The sequence below is a fragment of the Ornithinimicrobium sp. F0845 genome, from assembly GCF_023015765.1.
In the GTDB taxonomy this organism is placed as follows: Bacteria; Actinomycetota; Actinomycetes; order Actinomycetales; family Dermatophilaceae; genus Ornithinicoccus.
In genome coordinates this window covers 243,351-264,939 of sequence record NZ_JALKAL010000003.1, presented here as the reverse complement: position 1 = coordinate 264,939, position 21,589 = coordinate 243,351, and the positions used below count along the sequence as shown (strand labels likewise).

At 67.3% G+C, this 21,589-nt stretch carries 15 protein-coding genes; 5 read left to right on the top strand and 10 right to left on the bottom strand.

Features of this window, described 5'->3' with window-relative positions; translation table 11 throughout:
* The first annotated feature begins 308 nt into the window (after positions 1-308).
* Together MWU75_RS07150 and MWU75_RS07145 are read left to right on the top strand one after the other, a co-directional pair.
* Positions 309-1,577: an IS256 family transposase gene (locus tag MWU75_RS07150; RefSeq protein ID WP_247089183.1), complete on the top strand. Its 1,269-nt coding sequence runs from the start codon at positions 309-311 to the stop codon at positions 1,575-1,577.
* Positions 1,578-1,619: 42 nt separating this feature from the next.
* Complete coding sequence (locus MWU75_RS07145; protein ID WP_247089182.1) at positions 1,620-2,045, top strand: hypothetical protein; 426 nt, start codon at positions 1,620-1,622, stop codon at positions 2,043-2,045.
* Positions 2,046-2,277: 232 nt separating this feature from the next.
* Here the strand turns inward: MWU75_RS07145 and MWU75_RS07140 are convergent, their stop codons facing one another.
* Positions 2,278-4,614: a hypothetical protein gene (locus MWU75_RS07140; RefSeq protein WP_247089181.1), complete on the bottom strand. Its 2,337-nt coding sequence runs from the start codon at positions 4,612-4,614 to the stop codon at positions 2,278-2,280.
* A 147-nt stretch (positions 4,615-4,761) separates the two neighbouring features.
* Here MWU75_RS07140 and MWU75_RS07135 point away from each other — a divergent pair, with 147 nt between their 5' ends.
* Positions 4,762-6,528: a DUF5677 domain-containing protein gene (locus MWU75_RS07135; protein ID WP_247089180.1), complete on the top strand. Its 1,767-nt coding sequence runs from the start codon at positions 4,762-4,764 to the stop codon at positions 6,526-6,528.
* 284 nt (positions 6,529-6,812) lie between these two features.
* Here the strand turns inward: MWU75_RS07135 and MWU75_RS07130 are convergent, their stop codons facing one another.
* The 9 genes from MWU75_RS07130 to MWU75_RS07090 form a co-directional block, all read right to left on the bottom strand.
* Positions 6,813-7,859 (bottom strand): DUF3560 domain-containing protein, encoded by a 1,047-nt coding sequence (locus MWU75_RS07130; protein ID WP_247089179.1) that lies wholly within the window; start codon positions 7,857-7,859, stop codon positions 6,813-6,815.
* A 156-nt stretch (positions 7,860-8,015) separates the two neighbouring features.
* Positions 8,016-8,588 carry a hypothetical protein gene (locus tag MWU75_RS07125; protein ID WP_247089178.1) on the bottom strand — a complete coding sequence of 191 codons (573 nt, stop codon included), beginning with the start codon at positions 8,586-8,588 and terminating at the stop codon, positions 8,016-8,018.
* A complete protein-coding gene (locus tag MWU75_RS07120) occupies positions 8,585-9,190 on the bottom strand; it encodes a hypothetical protein (RefSeq protein WP_247089177.1) in 606 nt (201 codons plus the stop codon). Before MWU75_RS07120 ends, MWU75_RS07125 begins: the two co-directional genes overlap by 4 nt.
* Before the next feature lie 109 nt (positions 9,191-9,299).
* Entirely contained in the window at positions 9,300-9,443 is a 144-nt protein-coding gene (locus MWU75_RS07115; RefSeq protein WP_247089175.1) for a hypothetical protein, read from the bottom strand.
* 39 nt (positions 9,444-9,482) lie between these two features.
* Positions 9,483-10,205 carry a hypothetical protein gene (locus MWU75_RS07110; RefSeq protein WP_247089173.1) on the bottom strand — a complete coding sequence of 241 codons (723 nt, stop codon included), beginning with the start codon at positions 10,203-10,205 and terminating at the stop codon, positions 9,483-9,485.
* 281 nt (positions 10,206-10,486) lie between these two features.
* A complete protein-coding gene (locus tag MWU75_RS07105; protein ID WP_247089171.1) occupies positions 10,487-10,813 on the bottom strand; it encodes an IS110 family transposase in 327 nt (108 codons plus the stop codon).
* A gap of 85 nt (positions 10,814-10,898) precedes the next feature.
* The gene (locus tag MWU75_RS07100; RefSeq protein WP_247089169.1) at positions 10,899-11,849 is read right to left on the bottom strand and encodes a hypothetical protein; all 951 of its coding nucleotides are present in this window, start codon (positions 11,847-11,849) and stop codon (positions 10,899-10,901) included.
* A 6-nt stretch (positions 11,850-11,855) separates the two neighbouring features.
* Positions 11,856-13,385 carry an N-6 DNA methylase gene (locus tag MWU75_RS20230; protein WP_247089167.1) on the bottom strand — a complete coding sequence of 510 codons (1,530 nt, stop codon included), beginning with the start codon at positions 13,383-13,385 and terminating at the stop codon, positions 11,856-11,858.
* A 737-nt stretch (positions 13,386-14,122) separates the two neighbouring features.
* The gene (locus tag MWU75_RS07090) at positions 14,123-14,479 is read right to left on the bottom strand and encodes a hypothetical protein (RefSeq protein WP_247089166.1); all 357 of its coding nucleotides are present in this window, start codon (positions 14,477-14,479) and stop codon (positions 14,123-14,125) included.
* Positions 14,480-14,749: 270 nt separating this feature from the next.
* Here MWU75_RS07090 and mobF point away from each other — a divergent pair, with 270 nt between their 5' ends.
* Positions 14,750-20,485 carry a MobF family relaxase gene (gene mobF, locus MWU75_RS07085; protein ID WP_247089165.1) on the top strand — a complete coding sequence of 1,912 codons (5,736 nt, stop codon included), beginning with the start codon at positions 14,750-14,752 and terminating at the stop codon, positions 20,483-20,485.
* 629 nt (positions 20,486-21,114) lie between these two features.
* Positions 21,115-21,589: SigE family RNA polymerase sigma factor (locus MWU75_RS07080; RefSeq protein ID WP_247089164.1), on the top strand; the 475-nt coding region annotated here is incomplete at its 3' end.

Genomic DNA, 21,589 nt, shown 5'->3' with positions numbered 1-21,589 from the left:
GCAGCCTTAAGCGCCTTCGTGTCCCTGCGAAGCTGGTTCACGCTGTGAGTGGCACGACAGGACGCAATCTCCATGCGGCAGAAGCGCGCACATTCCGTCCCCTAGCAGGTACAGTCCACGCCATGCGCCACTCCGTCCCAAGTCGATACGGGGCCGTGACACTTCTCGCAGCTACTGTTCTCTTCGCAGTGGAGTCCTGCAGAGTGGTGTACGAGCACCGGGTGAGCGTGTCCTGCTGAGGTAGGCGCGGCCACCGGTGTGATCCTTCGAGTGATCTCTCACAACCGACTCGAGAAGGAAGCACCACGATGGCCGCTGGCCCCATTATCGACCCTGAGCAGTTCCTGCACGAGCAGCTGGCCCAGGCCAGTCCTGACTTGATGCGCGGGCTGCTGCAGACGTTCATCAACAGCCTGCTCTCGGCGCAGGCCGACGCGGTGTGCGGCGCCGACTACGGCACCCGCACCACCGAGCGCACGAACCGGCGCAACGGGTACCGGCACCGGGACCTGGACACCCGGGTCGGCACCCTGGACGTGGCGATCCCCAAGCTGCGCGAGGGCAGCTTCTTCCCGGACTGGCTGCTGGAGCGGCGCCGTCGCGCCGAGGCGGCGCTGACCACGGTGGTGGCGACCTGCTACCTGCTCGGGGTGTCCACGCGGCGGATGGACAAGCTGGTCACCGCGCTGGGCATCACCGGCCTGTCCAAGTCCCAGGTGTCGGCGATGGCGGCCGAGCTGGACGAGCAGGTCGAGTCGTTCAGGACCCGACCCCTGGACAACGGGCCCTACACGTTCGTCGCGGCCGACGCGCTGGTGCTGAAGGTCCGCGAGGGCGGCCGCGTGGTCAAGGTGTCCGCGCTCGTGGCGACCGGGATCAACGCCGAGGGGTACCGGGAGATCCTGGGCATCCAGGTCGCCACCGGCGAGAGCACCGCTTCCTGGCTCGGCTTCTTCCGCGACCTGGTCGCTCGCGGCCTGACCGCGGCCGGCCCGGTCGGGCTGGTCACCTCCGACGCCCACGCCGGCCTGGTCGAGGCGATCGGTGCGACCCTGCCGGGGACGGCGTGGCAGCGGTGCCGCACCCACTACGCCGCCAACCTCATGGCCGCCACGCCCAAGAGCAGCTGGCCGTGGGTCAAGGCGCTGCTGCACAGCGTGTATGACCAGCCCGACGCCGCCAGCGTGCACGCCCAGTTCGACCGCGTCCTTGACGCACTGACCGGCAAGCTGCCCGCCGTCGCGAACCACCTGGAAGAGGCCCGGGCGGACATCCTGGCCTTCACCGCCTTCCCCAAGGAGGTGTGGCGCCAGATCTGGTCGAAGAACCCCAACGAGCGGCTCAACCGCGAGATCCGCCGACGCACCGACGTCGTTGGCATCTTCCCCAACCGCGAGTCCATCATCCGCCTCGTCGGCGCCGTGCTGGCCGAGCAGCACGATGCCTGGGCCGAGCAACGCCGCTACATCGGTCTCGACGTCCTGGCCCGGTGCCGGGCCGCCCTCGCCGAGCAGTCCGAGCCGACCGACCCCACCCAGGAGGTGAACACCGCCCTCGTCCCCGCCCTGACCGCCTAACCCCTCATCGAGGGATCACACTCGTACACCACTCCACCGGACTTGACCCTCTTCGCTGGCTGCTCAAGTGACCAGGAGGACGGCTCCACTCTCAAGGCAGACCCGGACCTTCCGTTCGCGTCATTCGAGAGGCCCGCCGATGGCAGCACCCTGAAGTACCGCGGTGAGTTCATGGCGCCGGACTGGGATCTTTTGGGGACCGTAGCTCTTCGGGGCGAGTGCCTAGGGGTCGTTTACACCGATGACTCGGGGGACGACAGGTTCGTCACGTTCGCGCTACCCATGCCCGTCTCCTGGGACGCAGAATCTCAGACCGTGAGCGGGACTGGTTACGGGTTCGCCGTAGGGGATGCCCTCAAAGTGTCCGGAATGCTCATTGAGGATGACACCGCGCTGCCCACAACCTGCCAGGACGAAACTCGCCGGATCCTGGTCAGCAACGACGCCTGGATCAGCTTGGCCAGATGACTCGAAGGCCCGACAACCTTCTAGTCTCGTGGGCACCCCGGCAAGAATTGGTCCAGACACTCGACGGCATACCCGCACAGCGGCATGGTCGGACGCTACGCGTCCGCAGTGCGGCAAATCCGGTAGACGCAGCGTACTTAGTCTGCGGCGGGACGGGTACGTACGTCTCTGTAAACCATGATGAAGACAGACGATGGGTCGCGCATCATCACTCCGCAGCGGACATCGGTGGCTAGTCACTCCACGTGCAGACAAACTGTGTCGCGCTGCCCTCCGGTGCCGGGGCGATGTCAACCAGTCCGAGGTTTCGTTTGCAGGATTCAATTGCGGTGGCGAACACTCCGGCGTTGCCCGGTGCCTCCCAGCGCACGGGGTGGTTGTCGTCGTTCGACGGCACTGACAGGTCGCTGCTGGTGAGGACGAGCGGAAGCCGAGGCAGTTGGGCCCCGATGGCGGTGCTGGTCCAGGTCGCGCGTTCAACGAGTGCCCGAAGTACGTCCCGCTCCTCAGGTGCTAGAGCCGCTTTGAGGGAGCTGAACACCAGGACGGAACGGACCTTTGCCCGGTCGAACCGTTTCTGAAGATCCTCGAGGTTCTGGACGTCGTTCCCGTCGATCCAATTGCCGTTCTTGACCTCGGCGACAGCGGCCGTGAAGTTGGGGTAGGGCAACCAGGTGACGATGTCGGCTTCCATGCGCCCGCGGCCGGGGAACTTGAACTCGACCCCGAAGGCGTGTGGGCCGGCTGCGCTAAACCGGACCGAGAGGTGGTTGAGAACCGACGAAGTCGCCAGGGCTGGGAGAAGGGCCTTGACCTTTTCGGACCCGAGATGGCCGGCAAGCCTGAAACGCCAGTGAGACTTTGAAAGCGCGAGCGACAGTGCGAGACGGAAGGTCTCGCCACAGAATTCACATTGGATTGTGGCGTCTAGGTCTCGCGGCGAGATTTGCATGTCCACTCGGCATTGGCTGCAGTGGACGTCAAGCATGGGCACAAATAGACCGCTGTACAGGAGATGGTTGACGAGGTTGTCGGCGTATTCGGCGGGACTGGTTCTGAACGCGGTCAGTTTGTCCGGCCAAGCTCCGCGATTGTTCAAGATTTCTGCCCGCAGTTGCTGAAGTGGCAACCCAGTTGCCGAACGGCCGGCCTTCTCGATGAGCGCTCTAATTCCCGGTTGGGTTAGGAGGTCGCCTGCGGGGCCGCCTAGCATCTGTGCGGCCCGCGTCTGAAAACGCCCGTCCTCCGATTGGGCGACCTTGACGCTGTCGTCGTCGAGGAGGGTTGCGATCGCGTCCAACTGAAACACGAATGCGACAGGCACCTCGTCGTTTCGCGCCGACACGCCCAGGACCACACCTTCGCCGTCGGCGTTGACGCGAACATCGTGGGTATGGCTGAATGCGACCCGCTCCTGCAGGCGACCGAATCGTCGCAAAGGTGGCAAGCACGCTACAGATCGGGGATCCAGGCCGACGACGGTATTCACATCGACCTCGACGGCCACCGTTCCTGGCATCACCTGGTGCGCTTCTGCTGTGACGGGAACGCTCGGCACGCGAACCATGGCGTGCGCCGCGGTCGGTGGGAACTCGGCACGAACCGAGGACTTGAAGCGACTGTCGATGCCGGGGAATCGGTAGTGACGAGGCTCCAAGAGCCGGTGCTCACGCACGACCATGCCGAGCCTTCCCGCCATGGCTTCGATCGCCGCTCGGGTAGCGGGTGAGGCGTTCGGCAGCTGCCACACACCCAGGTACCTCTCGGTGCGTCGTTCAGAACCTCCGTGCACCGACGTGGCGCCTGGGACGCTGCCGCGGGTGAGGAGCGGCAACAGCTCCTCGCCGCCTTCAGCAGGCACGGGGACCACGGGTCGGCCGAAGGACCGCATGTTCCAGAAGGCCACCAGGTCTCGAGGGTCGTTGGGTCGAACGACGAACACCCCGTTCATCCAAGCCACGTCATAGTGCGGCTCAGGGCTCAGCCCGACTCTGGATGCCTGGATGACACCGACGTCGTCCACTGTCAGGCCCGGCCTGGACAAGAGTGCACCGATCCCGACCATTTGTGAGCCGGTGGGTGCCCACGCATCCTCGCCAGCTTGTAGGGCTCCGAACAGCGCGGCGTAGAAGTCCGCCATAGGATCGGTGTCGCTCCAGGTCGGGATGTACAGGGGCGGCTGTTCGATCGCGACCGCGCTCGTCGGAAGAACTCCGGTCCGGAAGCCGTCTTCAGCTTCGCCGGTGAACGGCCCGTACTTGCCGAGGCTGCGCCAGAGCCACCCGCTGCGCAGGAGCTCATCGAACAACTCACTGCTGCTGCCGCTGCCCTCGTCGTCTTCGTCGTGTTCGAGGTATAGGGAGTCGAGGTCAAAGACGCGTGCCTGGAACTCGATCGCGTCGAACGGTTGGTTCACGTCGAGGATCGGGGTGTAGTAGCCGCCCCAGACCTGGCTCAGGTTGACGATCGCCGCACGGACGGCTGCCGAGTCGGCAAGGTCGACCAGCTGACCTACCCGAAACGGCCGCACCTTGGCGCGGCCACGAAGCTCTGCTGACTCTCGTGCCATGCGCAGAGACTATGGTGCCTCTAGTCAGGCCGAGGGTTCTAACGCCGGTCGGCCCTGACTGTACGCACAGGCCTGGTCTTACTGACGGCTGCGGGCGGCGATACAAGCATGCGACCCGGCGTCGGTCGTCGCAAGTACGCTCACCGCATGAAGTTGCCGCGCCCGACGGAGCACACAGGTCCGCTACAAGGACACGTACGCCGGGGACGAACCTACTCCACTCCCTTGGCAGCCAGCGGGATCCTGCAGATCGGCAACTGGATCCGTGACGACCTGCCGGACCTCCTGTGGCCGGCCCTCTTCCTCGCGGAAAAGGGCAGTTCGAGGGTGGCAGTGCAGTTTGTGCGTTTTCAGAAGGACGTGCTCGACGACCTACGTGACTTAATCGAGCGCGACGCACAACTGACTGACTGCCTCGATGGAAGTCTCACGGGCTTGGACAGGCTGGTTGAGCGAGAGCCTTCGGCCATAGATGTGGTCGTACAACGCGCCGACGAGCACGGGTTGCGCACTCACACCGTCGCCAGGGCGCTGGGTGTCTACCCACAGCGGCCAGCTCAATGGCTCTTCGACAATACCCACGGCAGACCCACCAGCGACGACGCCGCACTCCTCGCGACTGCCGTGCGGGAAGCGATCACCGACGGGCATCGCGAGGCGATCCTCAAGTGCCTGCGCTTCTGGGCGGCCATTCAGGGCGGGACGTTGTCCGCTGACCGAGCCTTCATCGAACTGCTACGCAACTACCCCGTTGATGAGGCCACGCGGTCCTTGGCGGACACGAACATTCGTGCCGCATGGGGAGCACGCAAGGCCGCAGACTCGATAGCCCACCCCGAGTACGCGCACGCGCGGGCTGATTGGGCGCGGGCCTTTTGGCAGGTCAACTCGCTGTTCACCCAATGCGTGCGGGCGCGCGAACTGCGGGGTGCAACCGGTAGAGTCCGTGGGGGCCCGGAGGGCGACCCTTCCGCCTGCGATCCACCGTCTTGGTCAACCGGTAAGCCTGGACCCAGAGACAAGGGAGATACCTCCCCTCTTGACCTCGCCGATGTCATGGAGCCTGAGCAAGACCACGATTGGACGTACGATCAGCCCGAAACCGTCGGTTTGCAGCCTGGGGACTTCAGGCAACGAGCCATGGACCTGTTCACCAGCTATGTCGAGGCAATCGAGACAGGTGCTCAACGGATCTACGATCCGGAGGCCCAGGAGGTGCATACGGGAATCGTGTCGCGTGCTGCGCGAGAGGTGATTACGGGCCTCGGCACACCTGACCTTTGGTGCACCGAGCACGGGTCGCACATCGGAAGAACTCTCGTGGAAAGTCGCATCGTCCTTGCGTGGATGTCGACCCAGGACGAGGAGATCTATCGCAAGTACAAGGCCTACGGCGCTGGTAAGGCGAAGCTGAACTCCCTCATCGCCCGAGATATCCCCCCGGAGTGGCTACTCAACGGAGCCTCCGACGCCATCGCCGAGATGGCTGGTTTGAGCCACAACGATGACCTTCTCGATTACGTCTCGGTCGACTTGGGCAGCACTTTCTCAGGCAAGACCCTCAGGACGATGGCTGACGAAGCTGGTCTGCTGGACCTCTACCGCCATGCGTTCCAGTTGCAGAGCGGATTCACGCACTCAGAGTGGTGGGCCGTGGAGATGGAGTGCATGGAGCGCTGTCGCAACGTGCTGCACCGAGGCCACCTGATCCCTAGCCTGGACCTCGCCTATGGCGGCGTGGTTACGGTCGGTCGGGCATGGGTGATCGCTCTACACGGACTCATCCGCGCCAGCCTCCAAATCCTTAACACAGACGAAGAGGTCGTCCGCGAGGCCTTCGCATGGCTACTTCCCTCGCATACAACGCCGGATGCTTCACCGGATATGCCAACGAGCGTGGGAGACCAACGCTGAGGCGTGACAGGGAGGAGACCATCCCAAAGGCGCCAGCCGGGCGAAATGACGCTTGAAGCGACCTCCAGGGGACGACCGCTCTTCGGCGGTTGAGTGCTGTCACGACCATGCGCGGCCTGCACCCCACGGCCCCCGGGACCGGGACCCACCACCACCATCTAGCGGCTGATCGACAACGCTCTTTCTCAAAGTCCGCTGCGGAGCACGTCGCAGAATCAGCCCCTGCAATGGGCACAGTCTCACAGTCGGCCTCGGCTGACAACAAGGCTCGCCGCCTCACGAGTTCACCGCGGCAGATCGCCCAAGGGCGCTCCCGAGCCCGGTGCCTCTCGCTTCTCGTGCTCCACACCACCCCTGCGAAGAGGCGACGGCGCCCGGTCTGAGTCCTGGTTGGTCGACCGCCCGGCATGCTCCCCCGTCGTCTCCCGGGGACGGTGGTCCTGGACCGCGTGCCAGGGAGCCTTATCCGTCCAGGAGTAGCCGGTCTCGACGGACACGGTCTTGGCGTTGGCGCGAGCGACTGTGCGCCAGGACCCGCGGATCTTCACCAAGTCACCCACCGCCACTGTGTCGCGGCTGTAGTCCGTCGCCTCGCCGCTGGCGATCTGGTCGGCCCGGACCTGCTTCCAGTGCTCGAGGTCGGCCCGGTCGATCGCCAGCCGATCCTCCACACTCTGCCGGTGGCCGTTCTCCTCAGGCACGCCGTGGGCGTTCATGCCGGCCAGAGTCCGCTCCAGCCGCCGAACGTCCGCGCCGAGGCGTTCGATCCTGTTCGCCACTGTGACCGGGGCGCGCCGGTGCCGCTGGTTGGCCTGCGCGCTGTTGGCTGCCGCCCGAGCCTCGTTGGCCTGCCGTTGATGTTCCACGCTGGCGTCCATGTGAGAGCCCATACGGCGGTGGTCGCGCTCGGCCCGCGCCTGCGAGTGGTGCCCGAGGAGGATCGGCTGGCCCAGTGGGATGTGGTCAGAGATCTGCCGATAGGCGGCATACCGCTGCTCTGACAGGTCCTCTTCCTGATCCGCCCGGGACTCCAACCGGTCCACCCGGTTCTGGGAGAGTTGCGTGATCCGCTGCTCCCGCTCACCCCGATCCTGCAGCGTAGTGTCGATCGACACCTCGACCTCGTGGCCTGCCTCCCGCAGCCGCTGCGCGGTGGTTTCGATCAACGGACGTCTCGGCGGCACATCCCTGCTCCGGGGCAGGTACCAGGAGCCGATGCTGCGGCCCCATCGCCACCCCAGACCCTTGACCACCTCGGCTGATCCGTCTCCGCGCGCCGTCCCGTGCAGCAGAGTGCCCTCGGCCTCTGTGTGCTCGATGCTCAACGCCACGGTCGCATCTCCTGCTCCAGTGCGCGCCGACGGTCCTCGGCCAACTCGCCAGCCAGCGCCTCGCGGTCCTGCTGCAACTGGGCTTCGTGCAACCTCACAGAAGCACGAGCCTCCCAGGCCCAGACGGCGCGCTGCTGGGCTGCACGCTCCTGCCTCTCACGTCCCGAATCTCGGGTCATCCTCAACCACCCTCTCTCTCAGCATCTGGGTTGTTCCGTTGCCGATCAGGCGCAGATGAGACATCGCGTGGCCCATGCCCACCCCTGCGACGAGCTTCGGTGTGGGCACCGAACCCACCAGGTCCTCGAGGGCCCGGTCGGCCGAGCTGAGGAACCGTCTGGTCGCCCGGCAGGAGGCCTGGGCGAGGTGAGGGAGCAGTATGTCGCCGCGCAGCCCCGTGGAGATGGGGCGGATCGCGCACGTCGCCGCATCCAGGGATGCCGTGGCGGCCGCGACGGCGAAGGTCGCAGGAGGCACCGCCTCGACCGCCGGTGCGGTCGGCGTGGCCTGACGCACCTTCGCCAGGAGACGCCAAGCGCACCCGGCCGCGGTCTGGACCTGGCGCCGTAACTCCTCCGCCTCGTCGATCACCACCGCGACAGCCGTCGACCACGCCGGCTGGTCCACCAACTCTGCCCACTCTTCGAGCCGTCCCACGGCATCTGCGACGAGGCCCCGCAACTGGGTCAGGTCCAGGTCCTGCTCTGAGACGGCGGCCGCTGCACTCATAACCCGATCCCAGGCGTGGTCCTGCCCTCACGGGCAGCCGGGGAGTGGTCGCGGTCGCGATGAGAGTCCATCCGGACACTGGCCGCCCCGCAGATCGCGTCCGCCAGCCCCCGGGCACGATCAATGTCATCACGCGCCTGCGTCAGGTGCTGGCGCAGCTTCACGCTGACCTCGGCGACACCGGTCAGGCGGCTTTCGACCTGGTCGACGACAAGAAGCTGGGCGTCAGGACCCGGCCCACCAACGGCTTGGCGGGCGTAGTCGGACGCCCACCCCAGACGAACGACAGCCTGCTCGATGAAGGGTCGCGTGGCCACCAGATCCGCCTGGACGGCGGCCAGTCGCGCCCTGAGCGCGACATTGTCCACCTGGTCCTGCTGCGTCGTCGCCGGCAGTACAGACGCCTTCCCATCGACCTTCCGGACCTCCTCGATCACGAGGCGCAGATGCCGGTCGACGACGCGACCGATCTGGGCAGCGGTCTCGCAGGCCTCAGCCAGCTCATGCAGCGCCGTGCCGACCTCTTGGCCCACCTGCTCGCGACGTCTCAGGACCTCGACCTGCGAGAGTGCCCATCGAGCATCAGAGGTGTAGCCGTCCATCTGGCGGACCCCCTCGCGCGCGGCCGCTAGGGTCGCCCTGGTTTGGGTCAACATCCCGCGAGCCACTGAGGACCGGCGTGGCGCCACCGGTCGTCCCGGCTGGGCCTGCTCACCCCGGACCACCACCATCGAGTTCCTCAAGCTCTCGGTCGACCTGCTCCAGGATCCTGTCCGCCTTCGCCGCGGCCTCGCTGGCCTCACGCAGGTCAGCACCGGCACGGGCCAGGGGACCGACATCGGGGTTCTGCGTCATCTCGTCTCTCCTAGTTCCTTGGGAATGTGTGCGCTTGCTCTAACGGTCGATTCCTGACGGTGGAGAGTGCGTGCCACCAGGGGCGTCACGGTGTGCTCGCATCCGCTCGCGCGCGGCCCGGGAAGTGTCGTCGCCGGTGAGAACTGCGGTCCGTGTCTGGCTACTCACCCTGGACACCGCCTCATCGACCCGGTGGCCTTCGGTCCCAGCCGCCCGTAATGCCTGCTGCAGCAGGTCGACGTGAACCGCCTCGACCGTGGTCCGGTCGGCAGGAAGTGCCTCTCGAGCAGCCGCGGCAGACCGGCCCAGTGCAGCCCCGGTGCGCTCCAGCTCCATGCGCGCCTCGTCGAGCATCCGGTGCATGCGCATCGCGGTATGGTGCAGCCGTGCCTGCTCCTCACGGTCGGCGCCGGTCCGCGGTTCCCATTCCTCCACTGCGTGCCGCGCCGAGCGCAACCCGTTCTGCGCACCGGCCAGCCGCGCCTCCACGCCCACCCCGACTCTCGCCGCGGCCTCGCACATGTCCGCGAACTCAGCCAACAACAGCCGCCGGTCCTCAACCGGTGGCCAGTCACCGCCACGCTGTGCCCAATCCACGTCCTCCAGCCGGCGGACCGCTCGGGTTATGCCGTCATGCAACTCCTGGATCCCGTCACGAGCACCGGCCAGCAGCGCACGAGAGCTCGTCATCGCCGCCACCGCCTCCTCACGGAACCAGCCCGGCGACCTGTCCACCTGCGGCCCCGGTTCCCGGTCAGCCATCGGCCCGAGCCTCTTGTGGCACGCCGCCAGGGCAGGGGAGCTCGACCGCGCGAGCAGGCCGGGGTGCGTGCTGACAGACGCAGTGCCGGTACGGGTACTCCCGCCCCGCCTTCGCGTCGACGCAGTCGGCAGCCGTGTGCGCCTGTCTGCAACCCGCGCAGATCAATCGCCCGACCCGATCCATCTGCCTCATACCAATCAGAGGCGCCGCAGCAGCTCGCCACGGTGTCACACAGCCCTCCACTTGGCCACGACGATCGGGCCCCGCTCGACCAGGTGACTCACGCCAACGCGCAGACCGCCGCTGCGCAGGGGGTCTCAACGAAGCCGCTCGGTACGGTGGCCTGGGTGTGGCAGTGCCCGCGCTCGAGAATGAGGGGCTGGTAGTACGCGGCCAACTGGGGGGCGACCCTGCGGGCGTGGTTGGCGGCCTGGTAGAACGCGAGCCGCAGGACCGCGGGTCCTTCCTTGGTGATCGCCCGGGAGGGTTGGGTCACGGTCCCCGAGGACCACGTCGAGGGGGTGAGCCCGACGTAGGACGCCGCGGCCTTGGCGGTGGTGAACCGGGTGCCGTCGCCGAGGAACGCGCGGATCGTGGGCGCGGTCATCCCGCAGATGGTTCAGATCATGGGCATGCCACAAGGGCCCGTTCAGCGTCTAAGTCGCAGTGCCTCGATTGGTCAGCAGCAGGGATCAGTCCTCGTCCAGTTCTGCGTCTTCGGTAACCAGGGCCGCCGTCGAGATGAAAATGTGGTGCTTGTCGTCGGTCTGCAAGTAGGTCACGAGTTCGTCCCGCAGGCGGTCCATGCCTTGGTAGAAGTCACGGAAGGGTGCCGATGAAGCCAGGGCCTGCGCCTCATTGGCCGGGACCGGGATGATGATCTCGCGGTAGCGCGTGCCAACGTCTTCCCTGTTCGTCTGCATGAAGACGATGCGCTCCCACTGGCGACGCACGGCCTTGAGCGTCATGGCCCACAGCAGGTAGAACGTGTCGAACGGAGCGTCCTCTGTGGCGCGGAGGACCAGCATTTCCTTGGTGAGGACAATGCGCTCCTGGCCTGGCATGAGCACGGCGAACTCGCCAATGTTCTTGCTGGTGCGGATTGGAGTGATCAAATCCCAGGCCTGCAAACCCGAGTCTTCGCCCCGCCAGAAGCGCTCGGCGACGACCTGGCTGACACGGTTGGTGGGGTTGATGTTGATCTGACCAGCTCGGATGTCAGAGACCTTGATGTACGGGATGTCGCCACGACGCAGGTCTGCCGATGGGCTGCCGTGCCCTGCAAGCGCGTTGACCCATCCCTTGTCGATGAGCTCTTCGATGGTCATCGAGTTGAAGCCGCTCATTTCCGGCCGTCGCATGAGCTCGTCGAATGCAGCCAGCGGGCGCGCGTCGAAGTAGGCCGGAACGGCCATCAGGCGATCAGTCAGGGCGTCCTTGTCGACCCAGCGGCCAGTCTCGGTGGCGACGCCCGTCTCCAGGCTCCTGACGTCATCGAGCAACTTGTCGTCGATCACGTCGGTGCGCTGGCCGGTGGCCTCATCGACGACGAAGAGCTCTTCGCCATCCTTGTTGATCCCGACTGTCGGCGCGTAGGAGACGAACACCTGGTCGTCGGTGAACCATGCAGGCTTATGCACCATCTGCGATCACTTCTTCTCGAACACGTAGAAATTGGTCTTGGCTCGGCAGAAGCCTTGGAAGGCTTCCATCGGGATGTTGAAGACACCCCGGAGGGTGAAGCGGGACTCGAGCCACCCTGGGAGCCACTTGTACGTCGAGGAGAAGAAGTAGGTCTCGGGCAAGATGATGCCCAAGCGTCCGCCCTTCGCCAGCAGGCGATAGGAGCGTTCAAGGAAGATCAAGCCGATCTCAAGGTCGACATAGCGGCCCTTGGCTTCCTTGGCGATCGTGTACTGGTTCGACCGCGAGTCCGCGGCACTGACCTTGAGGTTCTTGCCAAATGGCGGGTTGGTCACCACCACCGTGAAAGAGCCGTCGCTGAGGGGTGTCTCGAGATACGGGTAGTCCGTCTTCCAGCGATGCTCGCGGATCGAGTCGCCGGCGTGGATATTTACGGACCCGTCGCCGAGGCTGACCATCAACGCGCGGGCAAGCTTTACGTTGATGGAGTCCTTGTCAACACCGAAGACCTGCCGGTGCGCCCACGTGCGAGCCTGCGCCTCGGCACGGGGACCGGTGCCTTTCGATGCGATCGCCAAGAAGGCCTCGACGAGGAACCCGCCCGTGCCACAGGCAGGATCAATGATCTTGTCGGTCGGGTGGATGTCGAGAGCTTCAATGCCGGCTTCGATGACTCGTGCCGGGGTGAAGTACTGTCCCTCGCCCGCCTTCAAGTTGGCACGCCGGAACACCTGGAAGGCAGAAGAGATCGCCTCGGGGCGGACTTCAAGGAGGTTGAGGGCTGAGAGCTCGAAGACGACCTCCGAGATCGTGTCGTCGTCGAGAATGAGGTCCGTGTTGTCGTCCTCAGCGAAGATCTCGGGCCGCAGCGTTTTGAGCGCCTTGAAGTCTTCCCGCATCTTCCGCGCGGTGTAGGCCTCGCCAGCATCGCTGAGCTGGAACGCCAGCTTCTTGGACTGGTCGTATTCGCCGTTGGTGTCGGACTCCAGCTTCATGAGCAGCAGGTTGCACAGCTGGTCCAGTTGCATGTCCGAGCGCGTGGCCTTGCTGTCGCGCGCGACGACGACGTCGAGCAGGCGCTTGAACACTGACCGCAGCTCGCCGTTCTTGGGGACCTTCAGGTCAGCGAAAGTCAACGGCTCCTTGGAGGCCTTGGTCAGGTCTTCGCCGGGCTGCGGGATACCGCGCCCGCGCTGGTGCAGGAAGCCGCCGTCGGGAAGCTTGTAGACCCGAACGTCGTCTGCCCCATTGGTCCAGAAGCCCATGCGGGCTCTGGGTTCACGGGCCAGATACGTCTCCAGCTGCGAGACTCCGGCGTCAACGTTCGGAGCCTTGAACTCGCAAATGATGAGCACGTGCTCCCAAGAGCCCACTGTGCTCGAGTCCTCGAAGATGGCCAGGTCCACTGGCCACGAAGCAAACGAGCGTCCCAGCTCCCGGCTTGATGCGTCGTGAGGCGACTTGGGCACGCGCCATTCGGGATCCCACTGGAGCTGGGCTCGATCCCAACCTGCCTTGACCAGCTCTTCGATCACCGGAAGGCGAACTTGCTGGTGCTCAGGTCCGTCAACGTTTGCAGGGCTCACTTCTTGCCACTCCCAGAGGTTACTCCGTGCCGGAACTCCACCACGTCGCCATTGCGCATGACGAACTCCTGCGCGCGCACCTTGCTGCTCATCTGCTTCATCTTGACGGTGGAGCCATCAGGCACTAGTTCCTCGAATGCCACGACCTCGGGCATCGCCGCGAGTGGGCGAGCTTCGACCGCTCCAGAACGTGGGCGGCCACCGTGAACGGCAGGACGGCTGACCCCGCACTCAGCGTCGTGGTATGGGCTGCGCAGGGTGTCGGCGACACCCCAAACGAAGATGGACAGGGCTGACACGGCGGCTGGTTCTCCTGGTTTACAAGCGGATGCGGTGTATCGCTGACCCTATCTGCGGTGGGCGGCTACGCTTCGCAGGCGAGGCCGAGACCGGCCAGTCACCCCCGAGCCGGGCGACCTCAGTTTCGGGCTCCTGGACCTTGGCCTCCAGGTCCGTCTTCGTCGGATGCGGGCCTTGGTTGGTTTCGGTGGCCACCCTCCAGCCGCACCTGCGGCGGGCGGTTCCCGGCGAGGCCGGTCGCCTCGCCGGGCCGGACGGTCGCCGGGTCGAGGCCGCGCGTGCGAATCATCCCTGCCTGCTCCTCCTTGCGGGATAGGTCCGCTGCCTGGCCTCCGACAACCGCCGAGCACTCACCTGGCATGCTCTCAGTTGCCCCCAACGCCGGATCAGCATCGCGCGGTTCCTCCCCCTTGGCCTTGGTCCTCGTCCCCGCTGCCGCCTTCGTCCTCGCCGACCACTCCCCGGATGAGCCGGTAGGCCTCTCGCCCGCTCAGCGTGTCAGTCCCGCACCACCCCAATGCCTCCTGTGTGCTCAGTCCCTCCTGCTCGATCAAAGACCGCAGCGCCCGTCCCGCTCGCTGTTCGTAGTCGACCACTGCCGCGTCCCGCTCGGCCAGCGCCACCGCCACCTGCTCACCCCACTTCGCCAACCGCCGATCCCGCTTCGCCTGCTCCTGGCGCACCTTCGCCCGAGCCTGCCGAGCGCGCACCCGAGCCTGCTGCCGCACCGTCTGCTTCGCCATTCCCAATCACCGTTCCTTGATCTACGGCAAACTCCTGACACCACCCCAGGCAAGGCGGGCACGCGCCAGGGACTCACCGGCCCGCGCCCCCACGCCCTGAGCCGAACACCAGCCGCGCAAGTTCTACCGACCCTGAGGCTCGCCGAAACCGCACCGCTCATGTCCTACACACCTCTGGCATTCCAGGATCCCGCCCCCGAAACGTGGCGAGGAAACTCGCCACCGTGGACCCCTGAGAGGGGTCCGCGGTGCCTTCTTATAGGCATGGCGATGACGATTCACCGGCTGACCGCCGGGTCGGGGTATGACTACCTGACCCGTCAGGTCGCTCGTCAAGACGCCACCGAAACCGGCCACTCCGGACTGGGCAGCTACTACACAGCCAAGGGCGAGGCCCCCGGGGTGTGGGTCGGTGCCGGCATGGCCGGCATCGCTGGGCTGGCGGCCGGCGATCAGGTCACCGCCGAGCACATGACCCGCCTGTTCGGCACCGGTGAGCACCCGTTGGGTGATGAGTCCGGCCACATGCTCGGTCGTCCGTTCCGCGTCTACGGGGGACGCGACGACATCACCCCGTTCCGCATCGAGGTGGCCCGCCGTTGCGAGTCCCGGAACAAGAGTCTCGGTCTGCCGGTGGACCACCCCGTCCCGGTGGAGGAGAGGGCTAAGATCCGCACCCAGGTCGGTCTGGAGATGTTCCGCCGCGAGCACGGGCGCGACCCGTTCGATGAGCGGGAGCTGGCGGGACTGATCGCCAAACAGTCTCGGCAACGGACCACCGCGGTCGCCGGTTTCGACCTGGCCTTCTCCCCCGTGAAGTCGGTCTCGACGCTGTGGGCCGTCGCCGACCGCCCCCTGGCCCTCAACATCGAGGCCGCGCACCAGGCTGCGGTCCGAGACGCACTGGCCTATCTGGAGAAGGAGGCATTGTTCACCCGCACAGGCAAGGACGGTGTGCAGCAGGTCGACGTGCGGGGCATGGTCGCCGCGGCTTTCACGCACCGCGACTCCCGCGCCGGGGACCCTGACCTGCACACCCACGTCGCGGTCGCCAACAAGGTCCAGACGGTGACGGACGGCCGGTGGCTCTCGGTCGACAGCAGGATGATGTTCAAGGCGACGGTCTCCGCCTCCGAGGTCTACAACACGGCCCTGGAGGCGCACCTGCGCCCGCTCGGGCTCACCTTCGCGGTACGGCCCGACGCTCCCGGTCAGGACGCCCGGAAGCGCCCGGTCCGCGAGGTCGTGGGCGTCGACCCGCAGCTCAACGAGCGGTGGTCGACCCGTCGCGCGAACATCCAGACACGACGCGGCCAGCTGGCCGCGCAGTTCCAGGACGAGCACGGACGGCCACCAAACCCGGTCGAGTCGATCCAGCTGGCGCAGCAGGCGACCTTGGAGACCAGGGACGCCAAGCACGAACCCCGCTCGGAAGCCGAACAACGGCAGGCCTGGCGGGCCGAAGCCCTCGACGTGCTCGGCGACCAGGCCTCGGTGCAAGCGATGGTGGACCGGGCCCTGGCAGGGACCCGCACCCACGGGGTGGGCGAGCAGGTAGACACCGAGTGGATCGAGGCGACCGCTGAACGGGTCCTGGACACGGTGCAGTCCTCCCGCTCGGCGTGGCAGGTGTGGCACGTGCGGGCCGAGGCACAACGCCGGGTCCGGGGCGCCGACGTCACCATGGAATCCACCGAGGCCCTGGTGGAGGAGCTCACCGCACGGGTCCTGCAGGGCAGCATGGCCATGCGCGGGAGCGATGAGGACCAGATCGTCGACCCGCCAGTGCTGCGGCGTGCCGACGGGTCCAGCGTCTACTCCATCGCGGGCTCGAGGTGGTTCACCTCGACCGGAGTCCTGGAGGCCGAGCAGCGCCTAGTGGATGCCGCCGGCAGCGACGACGGGCGCCGCGCAGATGCCCAGGACGTCGAGCTGGCGCTGCTGGAATCGGTCGCCAACGGGGTGCGGCTCAACGCCGGGCAGGCGACCCTGGTGCGGGCGATGGCCACCTCCGGCGCCCGCGTGCAGCTGGCGATCGCCCCGGCCGGGTCCGGCAAGACGACCGCGATGCGAGCCCTGGCCCGGGCGTGGGAGTCCTCCGGCGGCACCGTCATCGGACTCGCCCCCTCGGCCGCCGCCGCGGCCGTCCTGCGGGAGAACGCGCAAACCACGGCGGACACCCTCGCCAAGCTCGTCTGGCACCTGGAGCACTCCCCCGACGATCTCCCTGAGTGGGCCCGCGCCATCGACGAACGGGCGCTGGTCGTCATCGACGAGGCAGGGATGGTCGACACCCTGTCCCTGGACCGCGCGGTGGAGTTCATCACCGCCCGTGGTGGATCGGTTCGGCTGATCGGCGACGACCAGCAGCTCGCCTCCGTCGGCGCCGGTGGGGTGCTGCGCGACATCCGCGCCACCCATGGTGCGCTGCACCTGACCGAACTGATGCGCTTCACCGGCGCGGCCGAGGGCGCGGCCTCCCTCGAGCTGCGCGACGGAGCACCCAGCGCCCTCGGGTTCTATCTTGACTCTGGTCGTGTCCACGTCGGTGACCTGGCCACGATGTCCGAGGAGGTCTTCCAGGCCTGGCGCTCAGACCGCGGCGAGGGTAGGGACTCGATCATGCTGGCCCCCACCCGGGACCTCGTCTCCGAGCTCAACCAGCGCGCCCGTGACCACCGCCTGCAAGGCACCATGGACCCCGGCCCGCAGGCCACCCTCGCCGACGGCAACCACGCCTCGACCGGGGAGGTCGTGATCACCCGGCGCAACGACCGCCACCTGCGCATCGCCGTCACCGACTGGGTCAAGAACGGAGACCGGTGGACCGTCCAGCAGGTCCGCCCCGACGGATCCCTCGCGGTCCAGCACTACCAGAACGGCCGCCAGATCGTGCTGCCGGCCGACTACGTCGCTGCCAGCGTCGAGCTGGGCTACGCCTCCACCGTCCACACCGCACAGGGCGTCTCCGTCGACGTCACCCACAGCCTGGCCACCGGCGCGGAGTCACGCCAGCAGCTCTACACGATGATGACCCGGGGCCGGCACGCCAACCACGTCTACCTCGAGGTCGTCGGCGACGGGGACGAGCACGAGGCGATCAAGCCCGCCACCAGCCACCCACGCACCGCGACCGACGTCCTGGAGAACATCCTGGCCAGGGACGACTCCCCCACATCCGCCACCACCATGCTGTCCCAGCTCGACGACCCCGCCACACTGCTCGGCCAGGCCAGCGCCCGGTATGTCGACGCGCTCTACACCGCGGCTGGGCACACCCTGGGTCAGGCACCGCTGGAACGACTCGACCAGGCCGCCCAGACCTGGGTACCAGGGATCAGCGAGGCACCGGCATGGCCGACCCTGCGGGCACACCTGACCCTGATGGGCGCGGCAGGAGAGGATCCCGTCGACGTCCTGCGCGAGGCCGTGTTCTCCCGCGAGCTCGGCACCGCCGCCGACCCCGCCGCCGTCCTCGACTGGCGTCTGGACGACACCGGGATGCGCAACACCACTCCCGGCCCGCTCCCCTGGATCCCTGGCATCCCCACCGCCCTCGAACAGGACGCGGTATGGGGTGACTACCTCACCGCGCGGGCCGACCGGGTCAGCGCCCTGGCCCGTCAGGTCGCCGACCAGGCCACCAGCCGGCCGGCACCGGCCTGGGCCTCCCAAGGTGCAGCACGACCGCCCGACCGGGTGCTGGCCGACGTCGCGGTATGGCGTGCCGCCCACCAGGTCGACGCCGCCGACCTTCGGCCGACCGGCCCGCCCCAACCCGCCAAGGCGCCCGCCACCTACCAAGCCGCCCTGCACGCCCAGGTCCAGGGCGGGCGCACCCCGGCCGTCCTGGAATGGGACCCCCTCCTGAGCGAGGTCGCCGGCCTGCATGCAGACCCGTTCACACCGGTCCTGGCCGAACGTCTGGCCGCAGCCTCCCGTGCCGGCATCGACGCCGCCACCCTGGTTCGGCAAGCAACCAGGGACAGGCGGCTGCCGGACGACCACGCCGCGGCCGCGCTCTGGTGGCGGGTGGCCGGGCACCTGGCCCCCGCCGTCGCGACCGCCCCCGACGCGACACACCAGGTCAGCACCCAGTGGGTGCCAGCGCTGGCCGAGGCCCTCGGTCAGGATCGCGTCGAGCAGATGCAGGCAAGCAGCTGGTGGCCGGTCCTGGTCACCACCGTCGACCACGCCCTCCAGCGCGGTTGGCCGCTGACCGACCTGACCGGCACCGCACCACCAGCCGGTGCCGACGTCGACGACGCACAGGCGATGACCTGGACGATCAGCACGCTCATGGACGAGCCGACCCACTTGGTCGACCCGACCAACCAAGACCACCAGCCCGAAGACGACGAGCACGCCGATCTCCCGCCGGCCCAGCACTCCCTGCAGGCCACCGACACCGAGTACCGGCAGCACATCGATACCCTCACCGCGGACGAGTCTGCCGTGACTGCGGCGGACCTGGAGCAGGACCCGGAAAAGCCCGACGAGCTAGCCGTCAACGCCGGCCTCGCCCTCGCTACGGCATACCGGCGCCTCATGGGCCCGCTCGACCCATCCGAGCAGGAGCTGGACCGCGCCAACGACCGGGCCATGGAAGCCAGTCGGTCTCCGGTGCCGCTGCAGCGGCTGGCTGCCGTCAACGCGATGGCACTGGACTTCTACGAGCAGCAGCTGATCGTGCCGGGCGGGTGGGCACGGGCCTACCTGGCCGACCGCCTCGGCCAGGACGTCGCCGGCCACGAGCACCTGCGTCCCGGCTACGCCCCGCCCGGGTGGACCACCCTGACCGAGCACCTGCGCCGGCAGGGAGTCACCGACACCGAACTAGCCGTCTCCGGGCTGTCCTCCACCACGAGGGACGGCCGCCTCATCGACCGCTTCCGTGACCGCGCCGTCTTCGCCGTCACCGACCAGGACGGCCAGGTCCTCGGCTTCGTCGGCCGACGCAACCCGGCCCACACCGACGACACCCCGCACGCCGGACCCAAGTACCTCAACACCCCCACCACTCCCCTGTTCTCCAAGGGCGCCCAGCTCTACGGCACGAACCCTGCCCTGACCACCGATGCCACCCCCGTTCTCGTGGAAGGACCCCTGGACGCCCACGCCATCACCCTGGCCACCCAAGGCCGGTACGTCGGCCTCGCGCCGCTAGGCACCGCCCTCACGCAGGAACAGTCCGCCCAGCTGGCCCGCCTCGACAGCCCCGTCATCATCGCCACCGACGCCGACCTCGCCGGCCACATGGCTGCTGAACGCGCGCACTGGCTGCTCGTCCAGCACAACATCCCTACCTTCGCCGCCACCCTGCCCGAGGGGACCGACCCCGCGGACCTGCTCCAGGAGCACGGTGCCGGCACACTCACCAGCGCCCTGCTGGCCTCGACACCGCTGTCGGAGGTCCTGATGCAGGAACGCCTGGCCAACCTCTCGGCCGATCAGGCACTTGAGGCGATCGTGCAAGTGCTGGCGACGGCCGCCCCGTCCACCTGGGGCCGTACGTGCCAGGAAGTCAGCGACCGGCTTGACGTCGAAACCGACACCACCCGCCGTGCCCTGCACCGGGCCGTCCGCACCTGGCACGACGACCCCCGCGCCGAGGCCACCCGGCAGCTCGACAACACCCGCGCGGTCCGCGCCCGCCTCCAGGCTGCGGCCGAGCAGACCCTCGAACAGCGCTGGGCCACCACCGCCGACCGCCTCGACCCCCGCCTCACAGCCCAGGCGGACTGGCCCGCACTGGCCCGCACCATGCAGGATCTGCACCAGCAGGGCTTCGACGTCGAGGCCCTCTCACAGGCAAGCATCGCCGACGAGGCGCTGCTCTCCTCCCGTCCCGCGCAGGCGCTGCGCTACCGCCTCGCCGTCATCGCCCCACCTGTCCAGTCCGCCCCGCACGTCCAGCCCGGCAGCACCAGGACCGCCCGACGGGACGAGGACCACCACCTCATCCACCAGCCAGGGCACGACCGTCCCGGTCGTGTCCGCCGGTGAGCCCGCACGGCCCAGCGAAAGGTGTGGCCGTCTTGACTGTCCCGCACAACAGCTCCGAGCATGGGCCCAAACCGGCTACCCCACCGAAGCCGGCGTCAAACTCCTCAGCCGCGCCAAGGGAGGCCGCTTCGCCCAGACCACGTGTCCATGGATCGAACCCGTCGAACCCTCGTCCTCGCTGGACAGGGTCGCCTCACACGAAGCGCTCGGCCCCTTCTTGGGCGCCGAGCGACGCTTCCTGAACATCGCCGTGTCGATTGGTTCCCCGGATCCCCCTGTCCTCGATCAGCGCTGGCCGCGGGCGAAAAGCCGGGGCGCGGCAACCCGCCCAGAAGGACGCAGCAGCCACATGGCTGGACGTGCCCCTGCTCGTGACATCACGACTCCGCCGAATACCGGGCGTTGGCCGACGGAGGCTTCGGACAGCTTGGCACGCCGAGGAGCAGACCCACTTTCGTGGGTGATGTCGGTGATTGGCGCGTCACGCCGGCGAAGCTGGCGGGGTGGCGCAATCGACCCTGGACGACGAAACGTGGCGCCCTCGTCCATGCGGTGCTTCCTTGTGCAACCTTTCCCTGGTCCGGTGCGTAGGTGAGTCATGATCGGGTTCATGACGAGGGAGCGATCCGATGCGAAGCGGTAAGGCTCAGCAGGATGCTGAGTTCACCTCCTTCGTCAGCGCAGCCATGCCGGAGCTATCGCGCATCGCTTGGTTCCTCACCGGGGAGATTCACAGCGCGAACGAGTTGGTGCAGGCGGCCCTGGTCAAGACTTACGTCGCTTGGGGAAGAGTTCGTCGGGGAGAGGAGATTGCCTTCACGCGTCGAGTGATGGTCAATCACCGAACGGATCAGTGGCGGCGTAGACGACGCGAGGTGCTGTCCGGAGAACCACGGGAAGGACCCGCGGAACAGTCGCAAGTCGACGACACCGATGTGATCGATGGACTCGTGCGGGCACTGAAGACCCTTCCCGACAAACAGCGGCGCGTCGTCGTCCTTCGCTACTACTGCGACCTGTCCGAGAAGCAGGTAGCCGAGGAGATGGAGATGAGCCTGTCGGCAGTCAAGAGCACGGCCTCACGCGGGCTCAGTGCCCTTCGAG